Raw genomic sequence first — 21,067 nt, 5'->3', positions numbered from 1 at the left:
CCCAATTAAGCGATGAATTTTCGCTAACACATTTTTAATCCTGCTTTCCTATAGAGAACTTTGTTACTGCTCCATTTTGGAGATTAATCGACTCATCTCAAACCATCGTACATCATGAAGCAATTGCTACGTAGATGCCTGTTGTTTTGGTTATGCTTAGGCCTGTCAATATCGGCAACCTGGGCGCAAAGCCGCGACATCAGAGGAAAAGTAACCTCATCAGAAGACAATAAGCCTATCCCCGGAGCCAGCATTGTTGTCTTGGGCACCGCGCGGGGAACAACCGCCGACGCTGACGGCAATTACCGCATTCAGGCCAACGCAGGTCAGACTCTGCGCTTCAGCTTCATCGGCAGCAAATCACGCGATGTGGTAGTGGGCAATGCCGAAGTAATCGACGTAGCGATGGAGGGCGATAACAACCAGTTGAACGAAGTGGTGGTAACTGCCCTCGGTCAGAAGGTGGAAAAACGGGCCCTGAGCTACTCGGTACAGGAAGTAAAAGGTAACGTTATTGCCGAAACACAACGCGACAACTTCCTGAATGCCCTCAACGGACGCGTGGCTGGTGCGTCTATCACGCCAACCAGCGGTAACCCCGGCGCGTCGACCTCGATCACACTGCGCGGAATTAGCTCGATTGGTGGTAATAACCAGCCGTTGTTTGTGGTCGATGGGTTACCGATCGACAACCGGACATTTAACCAGGGTGCGTTGGTATCTGACTCACCAAACCGAAACAATGACTACCAGAACCGCGGTGCCGACATCAACCCCAACGACATTGAAACGCTGACGATTCTGAAAGGACCGGAAGCATCGGCCCTGTATGGTCTCGACGCCGCTTCGGGTGCAATCGTGATCACGACAAAGAAAGGCAGCACAGCCGGTCGTGGCCGCATTACGTACGATAACGCCTTCCGCTTCGAGGATGTGTACCGTTACCCTGAGTATCAGAAAACGTATGGCCCTGGCAACAACGGCACATTCAGCACGCCGACCCGCCTGTATTTCGGCCCCAAATACCCGTCTGATGTGCCTTTGTATGACAACCTGGCCAACTTTTTCCAGACGGGCTACACCAGCCGCCATAACCTGGGTCTGGAAGGTGGCAACGACAAATCATCGTATCGCCTTAGCGTAGGGTATACGGGTCAGCAGGGCGTTGTGCCAACGACCGATTACAAACGCCTGTCGGTACGGTTAGCGGGTACCAGCAAGATCACCAACAAACTGGAAGCCAGTACCACGTTCAACTACATCAATACCAGCAACACAAAGGCCGGTAAAGGAGCAGGCAGTACGTTGCTTGCGCTCTTGTCATGGCCACTATCTGACGACGCACGGAATTACACAAACAATGATGGAACACGCCGCCGCCTGAACCCGAACAGCGATACACAGGACATTGACAACCCGTTTTTCGATGTCTACAAAAACAAAAACAAGGACCAGACCAACCGGATGCTGGCCAACCTGACGCTGACGTATGATCCGCTGTCGTGGCTGAAAGTGCAGGGACTTGTTGGCGCCGATATTTACTCGACAACGGGCAACCTGCTCTTCCACCCCCAGTCGAACCGGGCTATTTCAACGCGGGGTAGCATCGAAAACTTCACCGAGATCAGCCAATTGCTGAACGGTCAATTGTTGGTAACGGGCAAGAAGGATTTCGGCAAAATCAGCACGTCGCTGCTGCTGGGTACGTCCTTCGACGACCGTCGGTACAATGTAGATGCCGTTCAGGGTCAGCAGTTCTACGAAGTGGATTTCAACGGGATCAACAACACACTGCCAACCACTCAACGGGCCAAAAACACCCTGAACCTGATTCGTCGGCAGGCGGCGTTTGGGCAGTTCACGGCCAGCTACGAAAGCATGCTTTACCTGACCGTAACGGGTCGAAATGACTGGTCGAGCACCCTGCCCGAAGCCAATAACTCGTTCTTCTACCCATCTGTAGGTGGTAGCTTTGTGGTTACTGAACTGCCTGGCCTCCAAGCCGGTAAGATCATTTCGTTTGCGAAACTGCGGGCTTCCTACGCCGAAGTAGGTAAAGATGCGCCGGTTCCATACATCACACAGTCTAACTTGCTTGGCCAGGTGACAACGGGCGGTGGTCTGGCCTACAACGTAACGGGTGGCAATGGCATTCTGGTGCCGGAACGTACCTCATCCTATGAAATTGGCGCTGACGTTCGCCTCTTCAACGGACGACTGGGTATCGACGCGGCGTACTTTAACCGCACGGCCAACAACCAGATCTCGGCTCCCCGCCTTAGCTACGCTACCGGCTTTATTCTTCAGTATATCAATAGCGGCACCATCGAAAGCCGTGGTTTTGAACTACTCCTGACGGGTAATCCGGTTCGTAAAGCCAACTTTAACTGGGATGTGACGCTCAACTTTACCCGCAACAACAGCACAGTGCTCAGCCTGCCTGCTGGTCAGCCGGAATTTTATGTATCTGATACCTGGCTGTATACTAATGTTCGGAACAGCCTGTTCACCGGCCGCCCGGCTACTGTGTTTGGTGGTAATGATTACCTGCGCAACAACAAAGGGGATATCCTGATCAACCCGGCAACTGGTTACCCGGTTAAGAATACCAACTTTACGGAGATTGGCGATCGTAACCCGCTCTTCACGATGGGCTTAACCAACTCATTCCGGTATAAGAACTTCACGCTATCGGCCCTGCTCGACATTCGGCGCGGCGGTGATGTGTTCAACGCCAACGAATTGTTCCTGTATACCAATGGTCTGAGCACCAGAACCCTTGACCGGGAAACTCCACGGGTGGTTAAAGGCGTGCTGCGCGATGGCTTAGAGAACTCAGAGAAGCCAACGGTAAACACCATCCAGGTAACGCCTAGCACCCGCAATGATTTTTACAATACGGCTTATGTTGAGTCTGACTTCATTGAGCACAATATCAACTGGCTCCGACTCCGCGACGTAACCCTGCGCTACGCCTTTCCAAAGAGCCTGCTGGGCGATAACAAGTTTGTGCGCGGTGCCAGTGTTTTCTTCACGGGTACTGATCTGTTCCTGCTAACCAACTACACCGGAGCCGATCCATCCATCAACGGATTGAACGCTTCGACTGGCGGTAGCGGCGCGGCTGGTTTCGACTACGGCACGGTGGCTGTGCCACGCGGCTATGCGTTCGGCGTTCAGATTCAATTATAACATCAACAAAACTCATGAAAAGATACTTATTAGTTGCCGCTGCCCTCCTGCTGGGAACAAGTGGCTGTAAAGAATACCTGGACGTCAATAAAAACCCGAGTACGCCTCAGGTGGCGTCTTCGCAGGTGATATTGCCGCCCATGTTTGCGCAGATGGCCCGGGGCGAATTCTTCGATAGCCGTTACGCGGGCTCGTTCATTCAGAACTGGGCCGTTACCACAGCGGCCAACGTGTGGGATCGCCAGGGCTACGCAGCCAGTTCAGATGCTGGTGCCGAAAAATGGCGGTCACATTACTTTGGGAATGGAGCCAACCTCTTCCTGATCATGGATGATGCCACCGCTACTAACCGACCCACCTATTCGGGTATTGCCAAAGCTATCTGGGCATGGAGCCTGCAATCGACCACCGACTGGCATGGCGACATGATTGTGAAGCAGGTGTTTGAATTTGGCCGCTACTCGTTCGACTTCGACTCGCAGGAGGTAGCCTACGCGGAAGCAGCAAAGCAAGCAAACGATGCCTTGGCCGATCTGGCCAAAGACGATCAGGTTACGCCGGGTACAGCCGCCCGCGCTGATCTGGTTTATGCCGGTGACCGCGCCAAATGGACTAAGTTTGCGTATGCCGTGCTGGCTCGCAATGCCAACCATATCAGTAACAAAGCCTCGTATAAGCCCGACGATGTTATCGCCTTTGTCGATAAATCGCTGGCCAGCAACGCCGATAACTTCCTGGTTCCGCATAACGGCTCAAACACCGACGATTCTAACTTCTTCGGTCCGTTACGGAATAACCTGGGTACGTTCCGGCCTGCTATTTTCGCCATGAACCTGGTGAATGGTACCACAATGGGTGCGCCAGATCCGCGGCAGACCTTGTTGTTCAACCCATCGGCCGATGGTGTTTACCGGGCCATTGCACCAGCACAGGGCGACCCGAATGCATCGGGTACACCAGCCTTCATTCCCACTTTCTGGGGTGGCAACACGGTAGCCCTGTCGGGTACTGGTCGGGGAATGTTCCGCGATAACGCGCCATACCCGATCATGACCTACGGCGAACTACAGTTTATCAAAGCCGAAGCGGCATTCCGCAAAGGTGATCGGGCTACGGCGCTTACCGCTTATAAAAACGGCATCAACGCCAGCTTTGACCTGCTCAACAGCCTGGAAACAGATGCCACCAAACGCGTAACCGCCGCCCAGCGGACAACGTACCTGGCCAGTAAAGCGGTAGCCCAAACGGCCGCCGACCTCACGCTGAGCAACATCATGCTCCAGAAGTACATCGCCATGTATGGCCACGGTATGCTGGAAACATGGGTTGATATGCGCCGCTTTCAGTACAGCGCCGACATTTACACCGGCTTTGCACCGCCAGCCAGCCTCTTCCCCGACAACAATGGTAAAACGGTACAGCGCGTACGCCCCCGTTTCAACTCGGAGTACATGTGGAACGCTACTTCACTGGCTAAGATTGGTGCCGATAAACCAGATTACCACACGGTTCCGATGTGGTTCTCTCAACCCTAACTACCTGATTCTATGTCTAAGTTAACCAATATATATCTCCTTGGCGGACTGGCTCTATTGCTGACCGCCTGCGGGACGAAAAGTGATATTCTGAGTAATCAGATTCCCGCTACTGGTGCGCGTGTAAAATTCGTGCATGCGGTGGTCGACGGGCCGGTTATCAATGTGTTTGCCAACGACACCAAGCTGAACGGCACCTCAATCGCCTACGGTACTACATTCCCAACGGAATACGCGGCCATTGCACCGGGTCAGACAACGCTAAAAGTATCAACGGTCGCTTCAGGAACGGTAGCAGAAGCCACCGTACTTACGGCACCCGTTGCGCTCGAAGCCGACAAATACTACTCGGTGGTTGCGGCCGGAACAGCAACGGCACCAGTCGGTTTTCTAGTCGATGACGACCAGACGGTTCCTAACCCGAAGAAGAACTACATTCGGGTGCTGAACCTGCTCAGTAGTGGTCAGGCGGTTGATCTCGCCATTGGCACCGGTACGCCATTGCTGACGAACGTTCCTTACAAGGGCGTTTCGGCCTACACCGAGATAGATCCAAACGCAGCCGCGTCGCCCTATTCGTTCCAGATACGGAACACCGGCGCTACCACATTGATCGGAACGGCATTGAGTTTCAATACGCTGGATCAGGGCCGCAAGTACACGCTGGTGGTTCGTGGAGCCGTTGGCCGCACTGGCACCGCCGCGCCTACTTTGTTCACGTACACGGTGAAATAGGCTTTTAGGCTCATAAAACAGGGGGTGCTAGTTAGGCCATATATCCAAGATATGGCCTAACTAGCACCCCCTGTTTACATTACTAAGCCAGCCACGCCAGCCACTGCATGGTGGTTTCTACCCAAAACAGAAATTTAGTCGCGTATTTGGCTGCCGGAGCATCTGATGGACTCACAGACAAGCTGTTGTTAATTACGTTGACATCCATATATAGCTTCTGTTTAGGGTCGACCTGCGCCCAGGCTACTCGCCCTTTCTGAGTAGGGGAAACGGTGTGGGTACGTGCCTTGCCATCCCAATATAGCATTTCTTCCCTCCCATCATCAAAATGGACCAGCACCTCGACGGGCAGGTGCATATCGCCCAGCCGGTCGATGCGCAGCGTAGCCGGACTACCGGTATGGTTGGTCAGGCGGGCCAGTTTGTAATCACAGACCTGATCGCCAAAAAGCACCTGATAGAAAAACCAGCTCATATCTGAGCCATATCCCGGCCACTTAGCCCCCAGCCGCCGGGGCACCACTTCATTGACCACATCGATGAAACTCTGCGCGTTAGGGTGCCTGAACCGCCAGCGGCTAAAGTATGTCTGCATGATCTCGTCCATCACCGAACGGCCCACCAGTCCGTCCAGCGTTCGTAGCCAGGTGGCCGTTTTCGAGTACGTCAGTTCACCATAATAAGACGATGGCAATTGCCATACATTGCCATACGATGGGCTAATGGCCGGATTGTCGAGATGAACGTACCCATCGCGCGAAGCCTCCAGATCGCCCATTCGGAACCCAAACCAGTCGACCATGCCACGCTGCGGGCCAAACGTAGCGTCCATGATGCGGCCTTCGTAATACTGATTGAACCCTTCGTCGAGCCACGCCTCTTCAAATTCATTACTGGCCAGTAACAGCATAAAGTACTGATGACCAAACTCATGCACGGTAACCATCTCGGGGAAACGAAGCCCATCGGGAATGGCCCAGGACGTACCTGCGGTGATGAAGGTTGGGTATTCCATACCCGCCGCTCCGGAAGCACGCAAGGGTGGGTCAACGATGGTCAGCGTTGAGTAAGGATAGCGGCCCAGGTACGTGTCGAAATACGACAAAGCCGCTTTGGCCGCATCGAGATGGCGCTGTGCCTGATCGCTATGCTCTGGCTGCATCATCAGCCGTATAGTCACCGGCACCCCCGATTTGCCTTTCCACTGACTATCAATCAGTTCGTAATGCGGTGAAGCCGTCCAGGCAAAATCAATCACATCGTCGGCATGCCAGCGGGTAGTTCTGGTGCCGTCGCGGTTGGCCTGCTCGTTCGTTTGCTGGCCCGTTGCACCTATCCTGAACGGCTGCGGTGTAGTAATGGCCACGTCATACGTGCCATAGTCGGCGTAGAACTCCGAGTGGGCGTGAAACTGATGGCAGTTCCATCCGCCAATACGCCGACCACGCATGCCTGCCGGTTCATACACCCCGATTTTAGGAAACCACTGCCCTACCAGAAAAAAGTCGTTGCTAAAACCCGTCCGGGCAAAGATTTTGGGCAGCTTCGCCTGAAACACCATGTCGAGCACGATGGTCTCGCCGGGCGCGACCGGGCGGCTCAGTGGCACACGGATCACCGTTCGATCGTCGGGGTTGAACGTACCTGACGTTAGATCATCGGGCTGAATAAACTGCATCTGACCAAGTAGACTTTCACCCGTACGCCGATCGGTCAGGGCTGTCAGTTTCGTCCAGCCAAAGTTTTCCGGCTTCGATTTGTCCAGCGCGTCTCCCCGCAACTGTCCGCCCGACTCGCGCATGAACGTGGAGTTAGCATCTTTGAAGGCGTTTAGATACAGGTGGAATTGCAGTTCCCGAATGACATCCGGCGACGTGTTTTGCCACGTCAACGTCTGTTTACCGTCCATCCGTTTCGTATCCGTATTCAGCCGAACGTCGATCCGATAGTTCGCATTTCGCGAGCTAAGCGGCGGCGCAAAGGCATTGGCCAGGCTGGGAATGAGCAGAAAAAGCAGGTAGAGTTGGCGCATAGTTTAGGGTAGTTGTATTTGTAGAGACGCAAGGATGCGTTTCTACGATTCCGATTCACCAATAAATGCCTGCCATTCAGCGATCTGATTCTTTTTCAACACGCGTGGAAATTTATGCTGACCACCCATTTTACCGCGTGCCTCCATCCAGTTGTAGAAAGTTTGGGTTGGCAACACGGTAACGAAAACGTTCTTCAGCGCATGGAGCCGCTCGGTCGCATAATCGTCATTCAACGCCTTCAGATGGGCGTCGATTCGGTCGCGAAGCTGGTCGGCGTCGACCTGGCCATCGGCCCCAATGTACCAGTGATGGGCAAAAAGCGGATCATGGTTGATGCCCGCCACAGTAAACTCCCGAACATCGAGGTTCATCTCCCGCGCCGACAGTTCAACCGCCTTATTCATATTATCGACGGACAAATGTTCACCACAGAGGCTCAGAAAGAACTTGGTACGGCCGGTGATGACGATCTCTGCTTTCTGTTTCGAGATAAACTTAATGGTGTCTCCGATCAAATAACGCCACGTACCTGCGCAGGTCGATAGCAGCAACGCGTATTCTTTGCCTTCCTCCACCTCGTCGATCATCAGCGTCTGCGGCGTGTCGACCATCACCCCGTCAGGTGTGAAATTGGCTTCGTTGAACGGTACGAATTCGTGAAAAATGCCGTTGTTCAGCACTAATTGCATGCCTTCAGCCTCGGGGTGAGTCTGATAGGCGATGAATCCCTCCGAAGCTAGGTACGTTTCGATGTAGGTGATAGGCCGGGCAAGCAGCTTTTCGAAACCGAGTTTATACGGCTCGAACGACACGCCGCCGTGGCAGAATACAGACAGGTTCGGCCAGATGTCGTGGATCGTTTTCACGTTGTAATGGGTGATGATCTTTTCCATCAGCAACTGAATCCAGGCTGGCACGCCAACAATGTACCCAATGTCCCAATTGGCGGCCTGTTCGGTAATTTCATCAAGCTTGACGCCCCAGTCGCGTTCCTGAGCAATTTCGGGACCCGGCTTATAAAACCGCTGAAACCAGAATGGTATCTTACCCGCCGTAATTCCGCTCAGATCACCTTCGTAATGACCTTCACGGGCGTTCAGCTTCGTGCTACCGCCCAGCATCAGATAGCCTTTTTCATATAGCGACGCAGGCAGATGCTGGTATTTCCCCAGCGTCAGAATCTGGCGGATACTGGTTTTCTGAATAGCCTTGCTCATGGCCTTCGTCACTGGAATGTATTTGGAGGCCGCTTCCGACGTACCTGAACTAAGCGCGAAATACTTGACGCGCCCCGGCCAGGTAATGTTCTTTTCGCCAGCCAGGGTACGATGCCACCAGGCCGCAAAAATAGAGTTATAATCATAAACGGGGACGTGCCGTTTATACGCTTCGTAAAATGCCCGTTCGCTCCCGAAGTGCCCTTCGCGTAATACTTCGTCGAACGTATACCGCTGCCCAAATTCGGTGTATCGCGCCTTCTCGATCAGTTTCAGCAGCGTTCTTTTCTGCGCCCTGAACGGGTTCAGTTTCTTACGCCGCTGCACCACGTTGGTCAGCCGGATACCGCGTTTCAATAAACTGCCAAGAATAGCCATAGATAATGATCAATTAACAATGATCAATGACCAATTATCAAAGTTGCTGTTGACTGATAATTGGTCATTGATCATTGACTACATTCCCCACTCGTTCATCGTGGCCATGGTGTCGTAGGCGGTCAGGTCGTACTGGCAGGGGACCACCGACACGTAGTTTTCGGCCAGCGCAAACTCGTCGGTATCTTTGCCGGGGTCGTTATTGACGAACTCCCCGGCCAGCCAAAAGTAACGACGGCCATTAGGGTCGCGCCGCTCGTCGAAAATCTCCTGCCATTTTGCATCGGCCTGCCGGCAAATTTTCACCCCTTTTAGCGGATCCGGGCTACGGGCCGGGAAGTTCACGTTCAGCGCCACCCCTTTTTTGATGCCTTTCTCCAGCACATTACGGGCTATGGTCAGCACGTACTCACGCGTATGCGAAAAATCGGGTTCGCGGGTGTAGTCGGCGAGGGAGAAACCAATCGCCGGAATACCCTCTATGGCCGCTTCGATGGCCGCCGACATCGTGCCCGAATATAAAATACTGATGGCCGAGTTACTGCCGTGATTAATTCCACTCACCACCAGATCGGGCGCGTTATCCTTCAACACATGATGTTTGGCCAGCTTCACACAGTCGGCGGGTGTACCGGAGCATTCGTAGGCTGGCAAGTCGGGGAACACCGTAGTGGGATATAACCGGAGTGGATTGGCGATGGTAATAGCGTGCCCCATTCCCGATTGTGGGCTGTTGGGGGCCACCACTACCACATTGCCCAGTTCCTGCATGCAGTCGACTAAAAAGGCAATACCCCGCGAGGTGATTCCATCGTCGTTTGTTACCAGAATTAGCGGTTTTTTCTCGCTCATAGCGTGTATTGGTTCGTGGTGCCAAAGGTACATTGCGCGTTGCGAGAACTGATACCGTGCTGCTACCTGCACGCATTTCTTAACATCAAGCCCCTTTAGCCACCGCTCTGCCAGATTAACGGCGTAAAGCGAACAAGCAGTCAGCCATATTGGTTAAAAAAAGAAAGAAATCCCATCATGGAATCGAACGATAAGCTCGATCGCATTGTGGAAGCTCGCATGAAGCTGAAACGGCGGTTTGACGAAAAGATGGCGCAGACCCCGTCTGTAGCAGATAGTGACAGCGGCACCTTTAAGCCACGGGGAAAAGGGCCAACCAACCGGCACGGTATGCCACAAGTACCCATCGGACAAACGGTTACTGCCAAATGGCCTGTGCTCGACCTGGGCTATCAGCCAACTATTCCGCTCGACAAATGGCAGTTGAACATCGATGGCGAAGTGAATCACCCCGTTCGATTGAAGTGGGACGATCTAATGGCCTTGCCACAGGTTGAAGACACCAGCGATTTCCACTGCGTTACCACCTGGTCGCGCCTCGACGTACCCTGGGTGGGTGTCCGCTTCATAGACCTCGCCGCTCTGGTTGACCCGAAAGGCTCGGCTACACACGTGATGTGCTACGGCTACGATGGCTATTCGACCAACATTTCGCTGGAAGAAGCCCTGAAACCTGACGTTTTGCTGGTCCATACCGCCGACGGCCAGCCACTTACGCTGGAGCATGGTGGCCCACTGCGCATGATCACGCCTCAGCTTTACGCCTGGAAAGGATCAAAGTGGATCAAGCGAATTGAGTTTATGACCAGCAACCGCCTGGGTTTCTGGGAGGAGCGCGGTTACTCCAATACCGCCTACCCCTGGCGCAACGACCGGTATAGTTGAACTGACTGGTTTACAGTCCAATGGCCAAAGTTGTTCCGCAGATTAACGCATGTGGAGCAATTCTGGCCATTGGCCTTTTACGTTTACTCTGCAACAAAGGATTGAATGGGCGCTAATAATCCCGGCAATTGGCGCTCGATGTAGGCCCGTTCATTGGGCGACCACTGGCGTGGTTGCCCAAACACGCAGGGCTGTAGAATGCCCCACAGTTGCCCATCAGCCTGTATGTGCGCGTGAATCAATGCACGATGGCCAAAGGTCCGCTGCTCAAACTCACGGTTCAGCACGTCGGGACCTGCTTTCTCCACATCGTCAACGTAAACAGACGGCTTCATATCCAGTGCTGCCCGAATCAGCGGATCTTCTTTGGGTAAGTGCGTCGTGTCTGCCTGCCAGTCAGGCTGAATTGTATCGGGAATGGTTTCGTTTCTGCGCCATTGAAAAGCCGTTCGGCCGCGCTGCTGATCGGGTTGTCGTACGTATAAAAAACAACGGTCGGCCCCCAGGTAACGGCCAATTTTTTCAACGGCTTTCTGAAGCGCAACTTCTGCCGCTGTTTTTGAGATGGGTGTATTCATACCCACTCAACGATATAGAGCAGGAAGAGTTATATAACCAACGCTCCCTGTTTTTTCGGGTCACGGCCCAGCAGATAGCTAATCAGCACAGTATCAGGTACGCCTGTCAACTGTGTTTACGCCACAGAATGGCCTGCCCGGTAAGGTGATGGGCATTGGGGAGGTTTAGCTTCTGCGCCAGGCAAGTCTTCAAGTTTTTAACGCGACTGGCACTAAGACACATTTTCTCCTCCAGTTGGCGGTTGGTTAAGCCATCGGCCAGGTAGTCCCACAGTTCATGCTCCCGCTTGTTAAGCCCCGCCGGGTACGTCTGTCTGGCAGGCACCATCCCGGTCAGCAACGTTAGCAGGTTGGCGTTCCAGTACCCATTGCCCAGGCTAATGCTAGTGAAACAGGCCAGTAATTCTGTTGGGCAGAGCGGTGCGGCCAGGTAGCCAGTGGCAGTGAGTAGTAATCCTGCAAGTACAGCCGAACGTTCTTCGGGCAGTAGTAACAGCAAATGACAGGCCGGTTGATGGCATCGCACTAGTTGTGCCTGCTGCCGGGCCAGTTGCTCGTTCACTGCCCAGTCGATAAGGGCGAATTGAGCGGTGGGTAGTTGCCAGCCCGGCCGCAGAGGATCGGGCTGAAGCATCTCATATCCTGCGGCCCTCAACTTCGCTGCCAGAGAGGCCACAAACGTTGGGGGGCCACCGCCCATCCAGAGTATGGTCGAGTTCATACAGGCAATCAATCGATGGGTAACAGCTTCCTTGTAACAAATAGATCCCCCACCTTCAACCGACAGAAATAAACTCTGTTAGTTGGTATATTTAAGTTAGACAGGGGGTATTTCCAATGTCCTTTATCATAAATACCAGTAGCAACTGTGCGAATCACTTTACCTTCTATATCTACCAGTTCAAGCCGAACATCACTCCTAGCCTCAGGTACGTTAAATTCAATCGTCAGGTCTTTAGCAAATGGATTTGGGTACGTTGTCAGGGCAAGGCCGTAGGGGTCTTCATTGGCAGCTTCCTCAACTCCCACCCGGCAGGAAGGGCAACCCAGATCTGCTTTGGGTGAAATACGCCAGTTGCCGGTAGCGTCTTTTATATAGCAACGATAGCTCCCCGAATAGGCACTAACGGTTATCGTTGTCAGGTTGGCTCCCTGCTGAGATGGATTGTTAATGTCTGTACCCCAGCGGTACTCCTGAGCCCCACTGATAGGAGACACGGACAGTGTCCGATTACTACCGTTTTTGGAGATCGACAGGCTTGGCACCGGATTGGCACTAATTCGATTGAAACCAGCCGGTGAGGGAGCGTTTACCTTACCGCTCCATTCGTAGGTAGCCAGGTACGTTAGCCCTGAATTGGTAGTCTCATTGAAGTGGGTTCCGTCGCTTCTGTATATATCTGTTGTTGACTGACCGTTAGGTTGGTAATCCGTATCAGGGCCTTCGTTTTTGTCGCCTTCCTGCCCCTTTTCCAATTGAGCGTCCCGGATCGACTGGGTGATGTTTCCGTAATTTGTGAACGTTGCCTGGGCAATTATCCACGACAGATTACCATTAAAGTCGCTACGCGTTTGGCTGATTACCTGTTGAAGCCGGTCTTTATAATCCTGCTTGTTGGTTGTGCGGTCACTGGCATTCCTTGTCGGGTCGGCATCTGTTTCACCCTGATGCCAGAGTAACCCTCTCGTCCCAAATAGTGATCCGTGCAGATTGAGCGTATTCCTGAGCGTTAAATATGGCATACCGTTATAATAACTGGCCGTTCGTCCTTTATCATCTGTTGTTGAATTATCATCCGGGTAGGGTGTAAAGCAGGTCTGCTTGTGAGTAAAAGCCTGATTAGATGCTGTATTAGTTGAGCTATTGTATCAATTCAATATGGTACTTCCCCCGTAGGCTGCGTTAAAGAAAGCGACGGGCATACCCCCGCATCTGATATATTCTTGCCCAGCACAGCATAGCACCAGCTATTGTTACCATTAGGGCCAATCTTGTTGTAGCCTGTGATGGTTGAAAAGGTTGGCATACCCGGCAAAAGCTGCTCGCAACTCCAGTTTCCATTTACTCCCACCACCCACTCAGGAAAGTTAGTAGTAGAAGGTAAACCCCAAGGAACCATATCATCGTTTATTCCTTACGCGTTGGATTGTCCGGCAATCATAAACACATCGCCCACGCCAAACTTCACGCTGGCGGCGACTGCGATATTACCACCAAAACTATTGTAAACGCCCATATCTAACCGATACCAGCCCTTGCTAAACACTGGTGTTGTATAATACGACCCGTTCGACTGCATACCCAAACTGGACCAGCCGGTTGTCGATATGGCGTTACCACTTGCATCCAATATGGATGTCCGATAGTATAACTGGTAATTGGAAACGCTCGACGAGCCACCGGCTACCTGCCCCGCGATAGTGACAACGGCCTGATCGCTGTTATTGCGTTGAAGTACTGAATAATCAATTGGATAAGAAAGCTGCACCGACTGGGCAATGGCGATTTGAGCGGCACACCCGACAAGGGTAGCCAGCATCAACTTTATGAATGGTTTCATGAGTTACTACGTGAATGGTGATGGTACAGACAGATCATTTAGCACCCGCTGTGCGGGCAAACTCGCTCACGTTGATCAGCGGAATGCGACTTTGGTAGGTCCTGTTGAGGGCCTTGATGACCTCGTTGGCAATCACCGCCTGCCCAATAGCCGTAGGGTAGGTGCCATCTGAGGAAAAGAAATTGCCTTTGGGTGACCCATCAATCACCAACCCCCCTTCGGCCAGGTACGTGCCCTGGGCAATCTGCCTGTAAACCTCATTCAGATCGACCAAAGCCAGATTTAGTTTCCGGGCCAACTTCACGACCTCCTCGTTATACACGTTGGGCCTACTGCCCACGGCCTCTGCCTGATCCATCACGTCGGCATCGGTCAGGGTGGCCTTTACGATATCGCCTTCTTTATGGGTCTCGAATAGTCTGGCCACTGCGGCTGTTGGCATAAAATAAAAGGTAGTAGCAGGATCGAGTTTGATTCTAGGCTCCTGATAGGCTCCATCCCGATAATCAATTTCGATCAGGGGAGCCTTCTTTTTCAAATCGCTGGCCCTGTACCATTGCATAAAGGCATAGTCTTTGGGGTCGGGCACAGTAAAGACCACTCCCTTCTTGCCACCCTGTAATAGTTTGGTGGCTGACTTCTCATACTCGAACATGCCGATGGTCAACTCATAGATGAAGTCCATCAGACGCAGATTATCGTTTTTCGTAAATATTTTCAACCATGCTTCCATCTTGTCTTCTAACAGGAAGATGTCATATGGCTTTTTTGCGGCGACTATGTCGTCAGTTAAACCTACCTGTTGGTTTTTTTCTTGTGGCATATACCGCCACAAATAGAGTTGAAATGGAAGCCATTTATGATCTGTCCCATTATAGGCGGTACTGTTGGGATACCATAAGAAATTAAAGGCACTACCACCCATCCCCGGCACAGCATAGTTATCAACTACGCCACTGTAAGCACTTAGTATAGGCGGGTCGCCAGCTTGCACCACTGCTTTCTGATTACTGACCTCCCGCCAGCGGGGGTAGGTGGTCGCCTGCTCATCGTACACATAAAAACCCGTCCCGTTGGCTTCCTGCGGCGCGAATGTGGGCGACTGAAAATCGGTGATGCCCATCTGCCTGGCCACCAGATTAGGGTAGGCCGTGAGTTGCCCCTCGCGGTAGAGGCCCCCGTTGCGTACCCCCGCCGTCAGGCTTCCCCCCAAAGCAATCATCCGCAGGGGTTGCCCCGTCGGCACCAACGTACCCAGCTCAACGTTGGCGGCCACGGGCGTAAGGGCTTCAGATTTCAGGCCCGACACGTACTCGGTTTTGCCCGTAATCAGCGAAGGATAGGCCATCGGGTGCAGCCCCCAGTCGGGTAGTTTCTCTACGGGCGGGGCGGTAGGCAGGGGAGCCGCGTCGATGATGGTTTGCGAGCCAGGCGGCGTTGCCACCACTACGGGTGTGGTGGGCGTAAGTACAGATCGGTCGGTGCAGTTGGTCAGCAGCGCCAACAGGGTAGTGACGGCGGTGAATGAATAAAGCATGTGCATAAGGCGTTGAATTTGGCATTTTGTACTAATTAGCGCAAATCTATACGAGGCACTTACCACAAGCAAGGGAGAAAAGTACTGAATAAATAACTCTTATTCACAAATTAGATACCTTAACTCAAGTAAAAACACTCAAAAAAGGCCAATCCGTTTCCAGGCTGGCCTTTTCTATTCGCTCACTAACGTACCTGAGTTTAGGCCGTTACTTTCTTCTTACTCCGCGTAAACTGCTCGCGTGATTCGGTGATTGCCCTATTCACCCAAAAAATTAAAACCGCTGAACGACCTCAGAAAGAGTCAACACCTGAATTTGATCAATAGGATTCAGCACGAGTAAATCATCATCGCCGGTGACGATAAAGTGAGCTTTTGCTTCCACGGCTAAATTGATGATAAAATCGTCTTTTGGGTCTCGGCAATATGTATTTGCCCTGTTTACCTGAATCAGTTTAGCTTCAAGCCAGATTAAATCAAATAGGCTTTGGGTACGTTCCTGAGTGAGATACTTCTGTAAACGCTGTTTAGATAGTGTCTCCGTTAATTCGTCAAGCAGTTCAACAGATATATACAACTCAATATCTGAACGTTGAATAATCGTCTGCATTTGCTCTGCCACAACACGACTGCCAATAGCCATACTCACCCAGATATTCGTGTCGATTACAACGCCAACCGACTCGCTATTCATACCGTTTAGCTCTCACATCTTTAATCTCCGCCAAAATGTCGCTGTCGGTCAAGTCAGGCTCTGTAGGTGGAAGCGTTTCCAGAAAACGGGCCATCTTAGCCTGAATCTGTTCTTTATCAGGCACTTCGTCAATAGGTAGTATGATCACTTCAAAACTGTTCTGCTGATACTCTTTTGGGATATCTATGGAAATCCGCCCATTCAGGGGCCTAACAATTTGACGTATAGCGTTCATAATCAATTCGATTTATACCAAATATAAGCAATTAACCTGTTTACACTATGTGCTTTTCATCATCACATATGCAACAGTATCCATCCAAACATAAAAAGGCCAACCCGTTTCCAGGCTGGCCTTTTCTATTCGCTCACTAACGTACCTGAGTTTAGGCCGTTACTTTCTTCTTACTCCGCGTAAACTGCTCGCGTGATTCGGTGATTGTCTCCAGTTCCTCCTGCGACCCAACAATGGTGTTCAGGTACTTGCGCGTACCCGTACCAGCCGGAATCAGGTGACCCACGATGACGTTCTCTTTCAGGCCTTCCAGGTTGTCCTGCTTACCCCGAATCGAGGCTTCGCTCAACACCTTGGTCGTTTCCTGGAACGAAGCCGCCGAGATGAAGCTGTCGGTACCCAGCGACGCCTGCGTAATACCTTGCAGGATTGGCTGTGATACGGCAGTCATGGCATCACGAACAGTTACGATCTTCATGTCACGACGTTTCAGGCTCGAATTTTCATCGCGCAGACGACGGGCCGAAATGATCTGACCAGGCTTCAGGTTCTCTGAGTCACCAGCGTCAGTTACCACTTTAGCGTCCATCATCTTGTCGTTTTCCTGACGGAACAACCACTTGTCGACAACCTGATTTTCAAGGAAGTTGGTATCGCCTGAGTCCGTGATCTCAACTTTCTGCATCATCTGCCGAACGATCGACTCAATGTGCTTATCGTTAATTTTCACACCCTGCAAGCGGTATACTTCCTGAATCTCGTTTACGAGGTATTCCTGAACAGCCGTTGGGCCTTTGATCGACAGAATATCGCTTGGCGTAATGGCTCCGTCAGACAGCGGCGAACCGGCCTTCACGAAGTCATTGTCCTGCACCAGGATGAACTTGGCCAGCGGCACCATGTACTTCTTACGAGTACCGTCTTTCGATTCGATGAAGATTTCGCGGTTACCACGCTTAATGGCACCGTACGTAACAACACCATCGATTTCCGACACAACCGCCGGGTTCGACGGGTTACGGGCTTCAAACAGTTCAGTTACCCGTGGCAGACCACCCGTGATATCTCGGGTTTTACCCACGTTACGCGGAATCTTCGCCAGCGGCTGACCAGCCACGATCGACTGACCTGACTTCACAACCAGACGTGAACCAACGGGCAGGTTGTAGCCTTTCTCGGTGGTGTCCTCCAGCAGTGTAGTCGTGCCCGTTACGATGATCGACGGGTTTTTCGCCTTGTCGCGGGTTTCGATGATAACCATCTCCTGGAAGCCGGTTTGTTCATCGAATTCTTCACGATAGGTGATCGCCTCTTCAATGGCATCGAACGACACTTTACCAGTCAGTTCCGACAGGATCACGGCGTTGTAAGGGTCCCAGACGCATAACTCAGCACCCTTCTTCACTACATCACCTTCTTTCACCCGCAGGAAGGCACCGTATGGTACGTTGTTGCTGATGAAGACGATATTCGGGTTAGCCGGATCAACGATCTTCACTTCACCCGAACGGCCCATCACCACTGTCTGTGGATTGCCTTCGTTATCTTGTGAAGCTACCGTCCGCATTTCCTCAAACTGCACAACACCGTCAAACTTAGCGCGAAGCGATGCATCCACCGCAATGTTGGATGCCGTACCACCTACGTGGAATGTACGAAGTGTCAACTGCGTACCTGGCTCCCCAATCGACTGTGAAGCGATAACGCCCACTGCTTCACCAATATCAACCATGCGACCCGTTGCCAGGTTACGACCGTAGCATTTGGCGCAAACGCCCTGCTTGGCCTCGCAAGTCAGTACTGAACGAATTTCAACGGTTTCGATGCTGGTTTCATCAATGATGGCCGCAATCTCTTCCGTGATCAGTTCACCATTGCCGATCAACAAAAGCGGATCACCGTTCTCGTTTTTCTTCAATGGGTCGTAAATATCGTGTACTGAGGTACGTCCCAGAATCCGTTCCGACAGCGGTTCAACAACGTCTTCGTTGTCTTTCAGCGCTGACGTCTGGATACCACGAAGTGTGCCACAGTCGACTTCACTGATGATTACGTCCTGTGCCACGTCGTGCAAACGACGGGTCAGGTAACCGGCATCAGCCGTTTTCAAGGCGGTATCGGCCAGACCTTTACGGGCACCGTGCGTTGAGATAAAGTACTCCAATACGTCGAGGCCTTCTTTGAAGTTCGACAGAATCGGGTTTTCAATGATCTCCCCTACCGAACCCTGCAGGTTTTTCTGTGGCTTGGCCATCAGACCCCGCATACCACCCAGTTGACGAATCTGCTCACGCGAACCACGGGCTCCCGAGTGCATCATCATGTAGATGGAGTTGAAGCCCTGCTGATCCGCTTCCAGTTGCTTCATCAGCGTCTCGGTCACGCGTGAGTTCACCCGTGTCCAGATGTCGATGACCTGGTTGTAACGTTCGTTTTCCGTGATAAGACCCATCAGGTAGTTATCCCAAACAGCCTGTACGTCTTTTTTCGCTTCATCAACAAGCGCCTGTTTTTCGTCAGGAATCTTGATGTCGCTCAAACCGATTGACAAACCACCTTTGAAGGCTTGCTGGAAACCAAGTTCTTTGATGTTATCGAGGAATTCTGCGGTTTTGGCAACACCCGAAATCTTAAAGATGAGGGCGATGATTTGCTGCAGTTTTTTCTTGGTCAGCAGTTCATTAATGAAGCCAACTTCAGTTGGTACAAACTGATTAAAAATCACACGACCCGCTACCGTTTCAATGATTTTCGATTCCAGTGTACCGTCTTCGTTCCGTACGTTAACCCGGCACTTGATGTTAGCGTGCTTCGACAGTTTGCCTTCATTTACCGCGATAACTACTTCCTCAGCACCGTAGAAGATCATACCTTCACCAGCAATCGGATAAGCTTCGGTTGTTTTCCGACCTTTCGTTACGTAATACAGACCCAACACCATGTCTTGCGAAGGAACCGTAATTGGGGCGCCATTGGCAGGGTTCAGAATGTTGTGCGAGGCCAGCATCAGCAGAGAGGCTTCCAGAACGGCTTCCTGTCCCAGTGGAACGTGAACAGCCATTTGGTCACCGTCAAAGTCAGCGTTGAAGGCCGTTGTTACCAGCGGGTGCAACTGAATCGCTTTCCCTTCGATCAACTTCGGCTGGAACGCCTGAATACCCAGACGGTGCAACGTTGGAGCCCGGTTCAGCAGTACAGGGTGCCCTTTCAATACGTTTTCCAGAATGTCCCAGATAACGGGGTCTTTCCGGTCAACGATCTTCTTGGCCGACTTCACCGTTTTCACGATACCGCGCTCAATAAGCTTACGGATAATGAACGGCTTGAATAGCTCGGCGGCCATGTCTTTCGGCAGACCACACTCGTGCATCTTCAGTTCAGGACCTACCACAATAACCGAACGACCTGAATAGTCGACACGCTTACCAAGTAAGTTCTGACGGAAACGTCCCTGCTTACCTTTCAGCATATCAGAGAGTGATTTCAGCGCCCGGTTACCTTCTGAACGGACCGCGTTTACTTTACGCGAGTTATCGAACAGAGAGTCAACGGCTTCCTGAAGCATCCGCTTCTCGTTACGCAGAATTACTTCTGGCGCTTTGATCTCGATCAGACGCTTCAACCGGTTGTTCCGAATGATTACGCGACGATATAGATCGTTCAGGTCAGACGTTGCAAAACGGCCACCATCAAGGGGTACAAGCGGACGAAGTTCGGGTGGAATCACCGGTACCATGCGAATCACCATCCACTCGGGACGGTTCTCTACACGACCGTTTGCCTCACGGAACGCTTCAACCACTTTCAACCGCTTCAAGGCTTCAGCCTTACGTTGTTGCGATGTGTCGGTTGCGGCTGAGTGGCGCAGGCTAAACGAAAGTTCATCCAACTGCACGCGTGACAGCAACATCTCCAGCGCATCAGCCCCCATCTTAGCGATGAATTTGTTTGGGTCTTTATCGTCGAGGTGCTGGTTCGTAGCGGGCAATTTGTCGATGATATCCAGGTACTCGTCTTCCGTTAAGAAATCGAGTTCGTTGATACCATCAGCGGCTTTTACGCCTGATTGAACAACAACGTACCGTTCGTAATAGATGATTTGATCAAGCTTCTTGGTCGACAGGCCAAGCAGATAACCAATTTTGTTTGGAAGGCTACGGAAGTACCAAATGTGAGCAACAGGAACAACGAGTTCAATGTGACCCATTCGCTCACGACGTACTTTCTTCTCCGTTACTTCCACACCGCAACGATCGCAGATAATGCCTTTATAGCGAATCCGCTTGTATTTGCCGCAGTGGCACTCCCAGTCTTTCACCGGCCCGAAGATCCGCTCACAGAACAAACCGCCCATTTCAGGCTTGTAGGTCCGGTAGTTAATCGTTTCGGGTTGGGTGACCTCACCGTATGAACTCTCCAGAATTGACTCGGGCGATGCCAGGCTGATCGTTACGCTCTGGAAATCGCTGTTGAGTTTCTTGTTCTTCTTAAAAGACATCTGTTGGAGATTATATAGTTGAAACGAGTCATTTAATCGTCATTTGTTGTCATTAAGTAGTCATTTGTTGTCATTCGTGGTGAGCACTACAACCTTTACGATGCATGACAATAAATGACTACTTAATGACAACAAAT

General features: G+C 51.9%; 15 protein-coding genes. 4 read left to right on the top strand and 11 right to left on the bottom strand.

Features of this window, described 5'->3' with window-relative positions; translation table 11 throughout:
- Window positions 1-114: 114 nt before the first annotated feature.
- The 3 genes from ACFE8Q_RS04595 to ACFE8Q_RS04585 are packed head-to-tail and all read left to right on the top strand — an operon-like array spanning window position 115 to window position 5,462.
- A complete protein-coding gene (locus ACFE8Q_RS04595; protein WP_375444176.1) occupies window positions 115-3,192 on the top strand; it encodes a SusC/RagA family TonB-linked outer membrane protein in 3,078 nt (1,025 codons plus the stop codon).
- 14 nt (window positions 3,193-3,206) lie between these two features.
- On the top strand, window positions 3,207-4,727 hold the full coding sequence (locus ACFE8Q_RS04590; RefSeq protein WP_375444175.1) for a SusD/RagB family nutrient-binding outer membrane lipoprotein: 1,521 nt from the start codon (window positions 3,207-3,209) through the stop codon (window positions 4,725-4,727).
- A 12-nt stretch (window positions 4,728-4,739) separates the two neighbouring features.
- The gene (locus ACFE8Q_RS04585; protein ID WP_375444174.1) at window positions 4,740-5,462 is read left to right on the top strand and encodes a DUF4397 domain-containing protein; all 723 of its coding nucleotides are present in this window, start codon (window positions 4,740-4,742) and stop codon (window positions 5,460-5,462) included.
- A gap of 82 nt (window positions 5,463-5,544) precedes the next feature.
- Here the strand turns inward: ACFE8Q_RS04585 and ACFE8Q_RS04580 are convergent, their stop codons facing one another.
- From ACFE8Q_RS04580 to surE, 3 genes are all read right to left on the bottom strand, one after another.
- Window positions 5,545-7,494: a M1 family metallopeptidase gene (locus ACFE8Q_RS04580; protein WP_375444173.1), complete on the bottom strand. Its 1,950-nt coding sequence runs from the start codon at window positions 7,492-7,494 to the stop codon at window positions 5,545-5,547.
- A gap of 42 nt (window positions 7,495-7,536) precedes the next feature.
- Window positions 7,537-9,090 (bottom strand): GH3 auxin-responsive promoter family protein, encoded by a 1,554-nt coding sequence (locus ACFE8Q_RS04575; RefSeq protein WP_375444172.1) that lies wholly within the window; start codon window positions 9,088-9,090, stop codon window positions 7,537-7,539.
- A gap of 78 nt (window positions 9,091-9,168) precedes the next feature.
- Window positions 9,169-9,942, bottom strand: coding sequence for a 5'/3'-nucleotidase SurE (gene surE, locus ACFE8Q_RS04570; protein ID WP_375444171.1), 774 nt, complete (start codon window positions 9,940-9,942; stop codon window positions 9,169-9,171).
- Window positions 9,943-10,119: 177 nt separating this feature from the next.
- On the opposite strand from surE, the gene ACFE8Q_RS04565 reads away from it, so the two are divergent.
- On the top strand, window positions 10,120-10,827 hold the full coding sequence (locus ACFE8Q_RS04565) for a sulfite oxidase-like oxidoreductase (RefSeq protein WP_375444170.1): 708 nt from the start codon (window positions 10,120-10,122) through the stop codon (window positions 10,825-10,827).
- Window positions 10,828-10,910: 83 nt separating this feature from the next.
- Here the strand turns inward: ACFE8Q_RS04565 and ACFE8Q_RS04560 are convergent, their stop codons facing one another.
- From ACFE8Q_RS04560 to rpoC, 8 genes are all read right to left on the bottom strand, one after another.
- Window positions 10,911-11,405: a GAF domain-containing protein gene (locus ACFE8Q_RS04560; protein WP_375444169.1), complete on the bottom strand. Its 495-nt coding sequence runs from the start codon at window positions 11,403-11,405 to the stop codon at window positions 10,911-10,913.
- Window positions 11,406-11,511: 106 nt separating this feature from the next.
- Complete coding sequence (locus ACFE8Q_RS04555) at window positions 11,512-12,126, bottom strand: LuxR C-terminal-related transcriptional regulator (RefSeq protein ID WP_375444168.1); 615 nt, start codon at window positions 12,124-12,126, stop codon at window positions 11,512-11,514.
- Window positions 12,127-12,134: 8 nt separating this feature from the next.
- The gene (locus ACFE8Q_RS04550) at window positions 12,135-13,148 is read right to left on the bottom strand and encodes a sialate O-acetylesterase (RefSeq protein WP_375444167.1); all 1,014 of its coding nucleotides are present in this window, start codon (window positions 13,146-13,148) and stop codon (window positions 12,135-12,137) included.
- Window positions 13,149-13,540: 392 nt separating this feature from the next.
- A complete protein-coding gene (locus ACFE8Q_RS04545) occupies window positions 13,541-13,966 on the bottom strand; it encodes a hypothetical protein (RefSeq protein ID WP_375444166.1) in 426 nt (141 codons plus the stop codon).
- 34 nt (window positions 13,967-14,000) lie between these two features.
- On the bottom strand, window positions 14,001-15,503 hold the full coding sequence (locus ACFE8Q_RS04540; protein WP_375444165.1) for a hypothetical protein: 1,503 nt from the start codon (window positions 15,501-15,503) through the stop codon (window positions 14,001-14,003).
- 274 nt (window positions 15,504-15,777) lie between these two features.
- Window positions 15,778-16,197, bottom strand: coding sequence for a putative toxin-antitoxin system toxin component, PIN family (locus tag ACFE8Q_RS04535; RefSeq protein WP_375444164.1), 420 nt, complete (start codon window positions 16,195-16,197; stop codon window positions 15,778-15,780).
- Complete coding sequence (locus tag ACFE8Q_RS04530; RefSeq protein ID WP_375444163.1) at window positions 16,190-16,432, bottom strand: hypothetical protein; 243 nt, start codon at window positions 16,430-16,432, stop codon at window positions 16,190-16,192. Before ACFE8Q_RS04530 ends, ACFE8Q_RS04535 begins: the two co-directional genes overlap by 8 nt.
- A 151-nt stretch (window positions 16,433-16,583) precedes the next feature.
- Entirely contained in the window at window positions 16,584-20,930 is a 4,347-nt protein-coding gene (rpoC, locus tag ACFE8Q_RS04525) for a DNA-directed RNA polymerase subunit beta' (protein ID WP_375444162.1), read from the bottom strand.
- Window positions 20,931-21,067 lie beyond the last annotated feature (137 nt).

The sequence above is a fragment of the uncultured Fibrella sp. genome (assembly GCF_964250085.1).
Classification (GTDB): Bacteria; Bacteroidota; Bacteroidia; order Cytophagales; family Spirosomataceae; genus Fibrella.
This window is presented reverse-complemented; position numbering and strand designations above follow the sequence as displayed.

What these genes read in the sequence shown, in the direction of transcription:
- ACFE8Q_RS04595 (WP_375444176.1), top strand. Translation starts at nt 115, where the DNA reads ATGAAGCAATTGCTACGTAGATGCCTGTTGTTTTGGTTATGCTTAGGC.
- ACFE8Q_RS04590 (WP_375444175.1), top strand. Translation starts at nt 3,207, where the DNA reads ATGAAAAGATACTTATTAGTTGCCGCTGCCCTCCTGCTGGGAACAAGT.
- ACFE8Q_RS04585 (WP_375444174.1), top strand. Translation starts at nt 4,740, where the DNA reads ATGTCTAAGTTAACCAATATATATCTCCTTGGCGGACTGGCTCTATTG.
- ACFE8Q_RS04580 (WP_375444173.1), bottom strand. Translation starts at nt 7,494, where the DNA reads ATGCGCCAACTCTACCTGCTTTTTCTGCTCATTCCCAGCCTGGCCAAT.
- ACFE8Q_RS04575 (WP_375444172.1), bottom strand. Translation starts at nt 9,090, where the DNA reads ATGGCTATTCTTGGCAGTTTATTGAAACGCGGTATCCGGCTGACCAAC.
- surE (WP_375444171.1), bottom strand. Translation starts at nt 9,942, where the DNA reads ATGAGCGAGAAAAAACCGCTAATTCTGGTAACAAACGACGATGGAATC.
- ACFE8Q_RS04565 (WP_375444170.1), top strand. Translation starts at nt 10,120, where the DNA reads ATGGAATCGAACGATAAGCTCGATCGCATTGTGGAAGCTCGCATGAAG.
- ACFE8Q_RS04560 (WP_375444169.1), bottom strand. Translation starts at nt 11,405, where the DNA reads ATGAATACACCCATCTCAAAAACAGCGGCAGAAGTTGCGCTTCAGAAA.
- ACFE8Q_RS04555 (WP_375444168.1), bottom strand. Translation starts at nt 12,126, where the DNA reads ATGAACTCGACCATACTCTGGATGGGCGGTGGCCCCCCAACGTTTGTG.
- ACFE8Q_RS04550 (WP_375444167.1), bottom strand. Translation starts at nt 13,148, where the DNA reads ATGCCATATTTAACGCTCAGGAATACGCTCAATCTGCACGGATCACTA.
- ACFE8Q_RS04545 (WP_375444166.1), bottom strand. Translation starts at nt 13,966, where the DNA reads ATGAAACCATTCATAAAGTTGATGCTGGCTACCCTTGTCGGGTGTGCC.
- ACFE8Q_RS04540 (WP_375444165.1), bottom strand. Translation starts at nt 15,503, where the DNA reads ATGCTTTATTCATTCACCGCCGTCACTACCCTGTTGGCGCTGCTGACC.
- ACFE8Q_RS04535 (WP_375444164.1), bottom strand. Translation starts at nt 16,197, where the DNA reads ATGAATAGCGAGTCGGTTGGCGTTGTAATCGACACGAATATCTGGGTG.
- ACFE8Q_RS04530 (WP_375444163.1), bottom strand. Translation starts at nt 16,432, where the DNA reads ATGAACGCTATACGTCAAATTGTTAGGCCCCTGAATGGGCGGATTTCC.
- rpoC (WP_375444162.1), bottom strand. Translation starts at nt 20,930, where the DNA reads ATGTCTTTTAAGAAGAACAAGAAACTCAACAGCGATTTCCAGAGCGTA.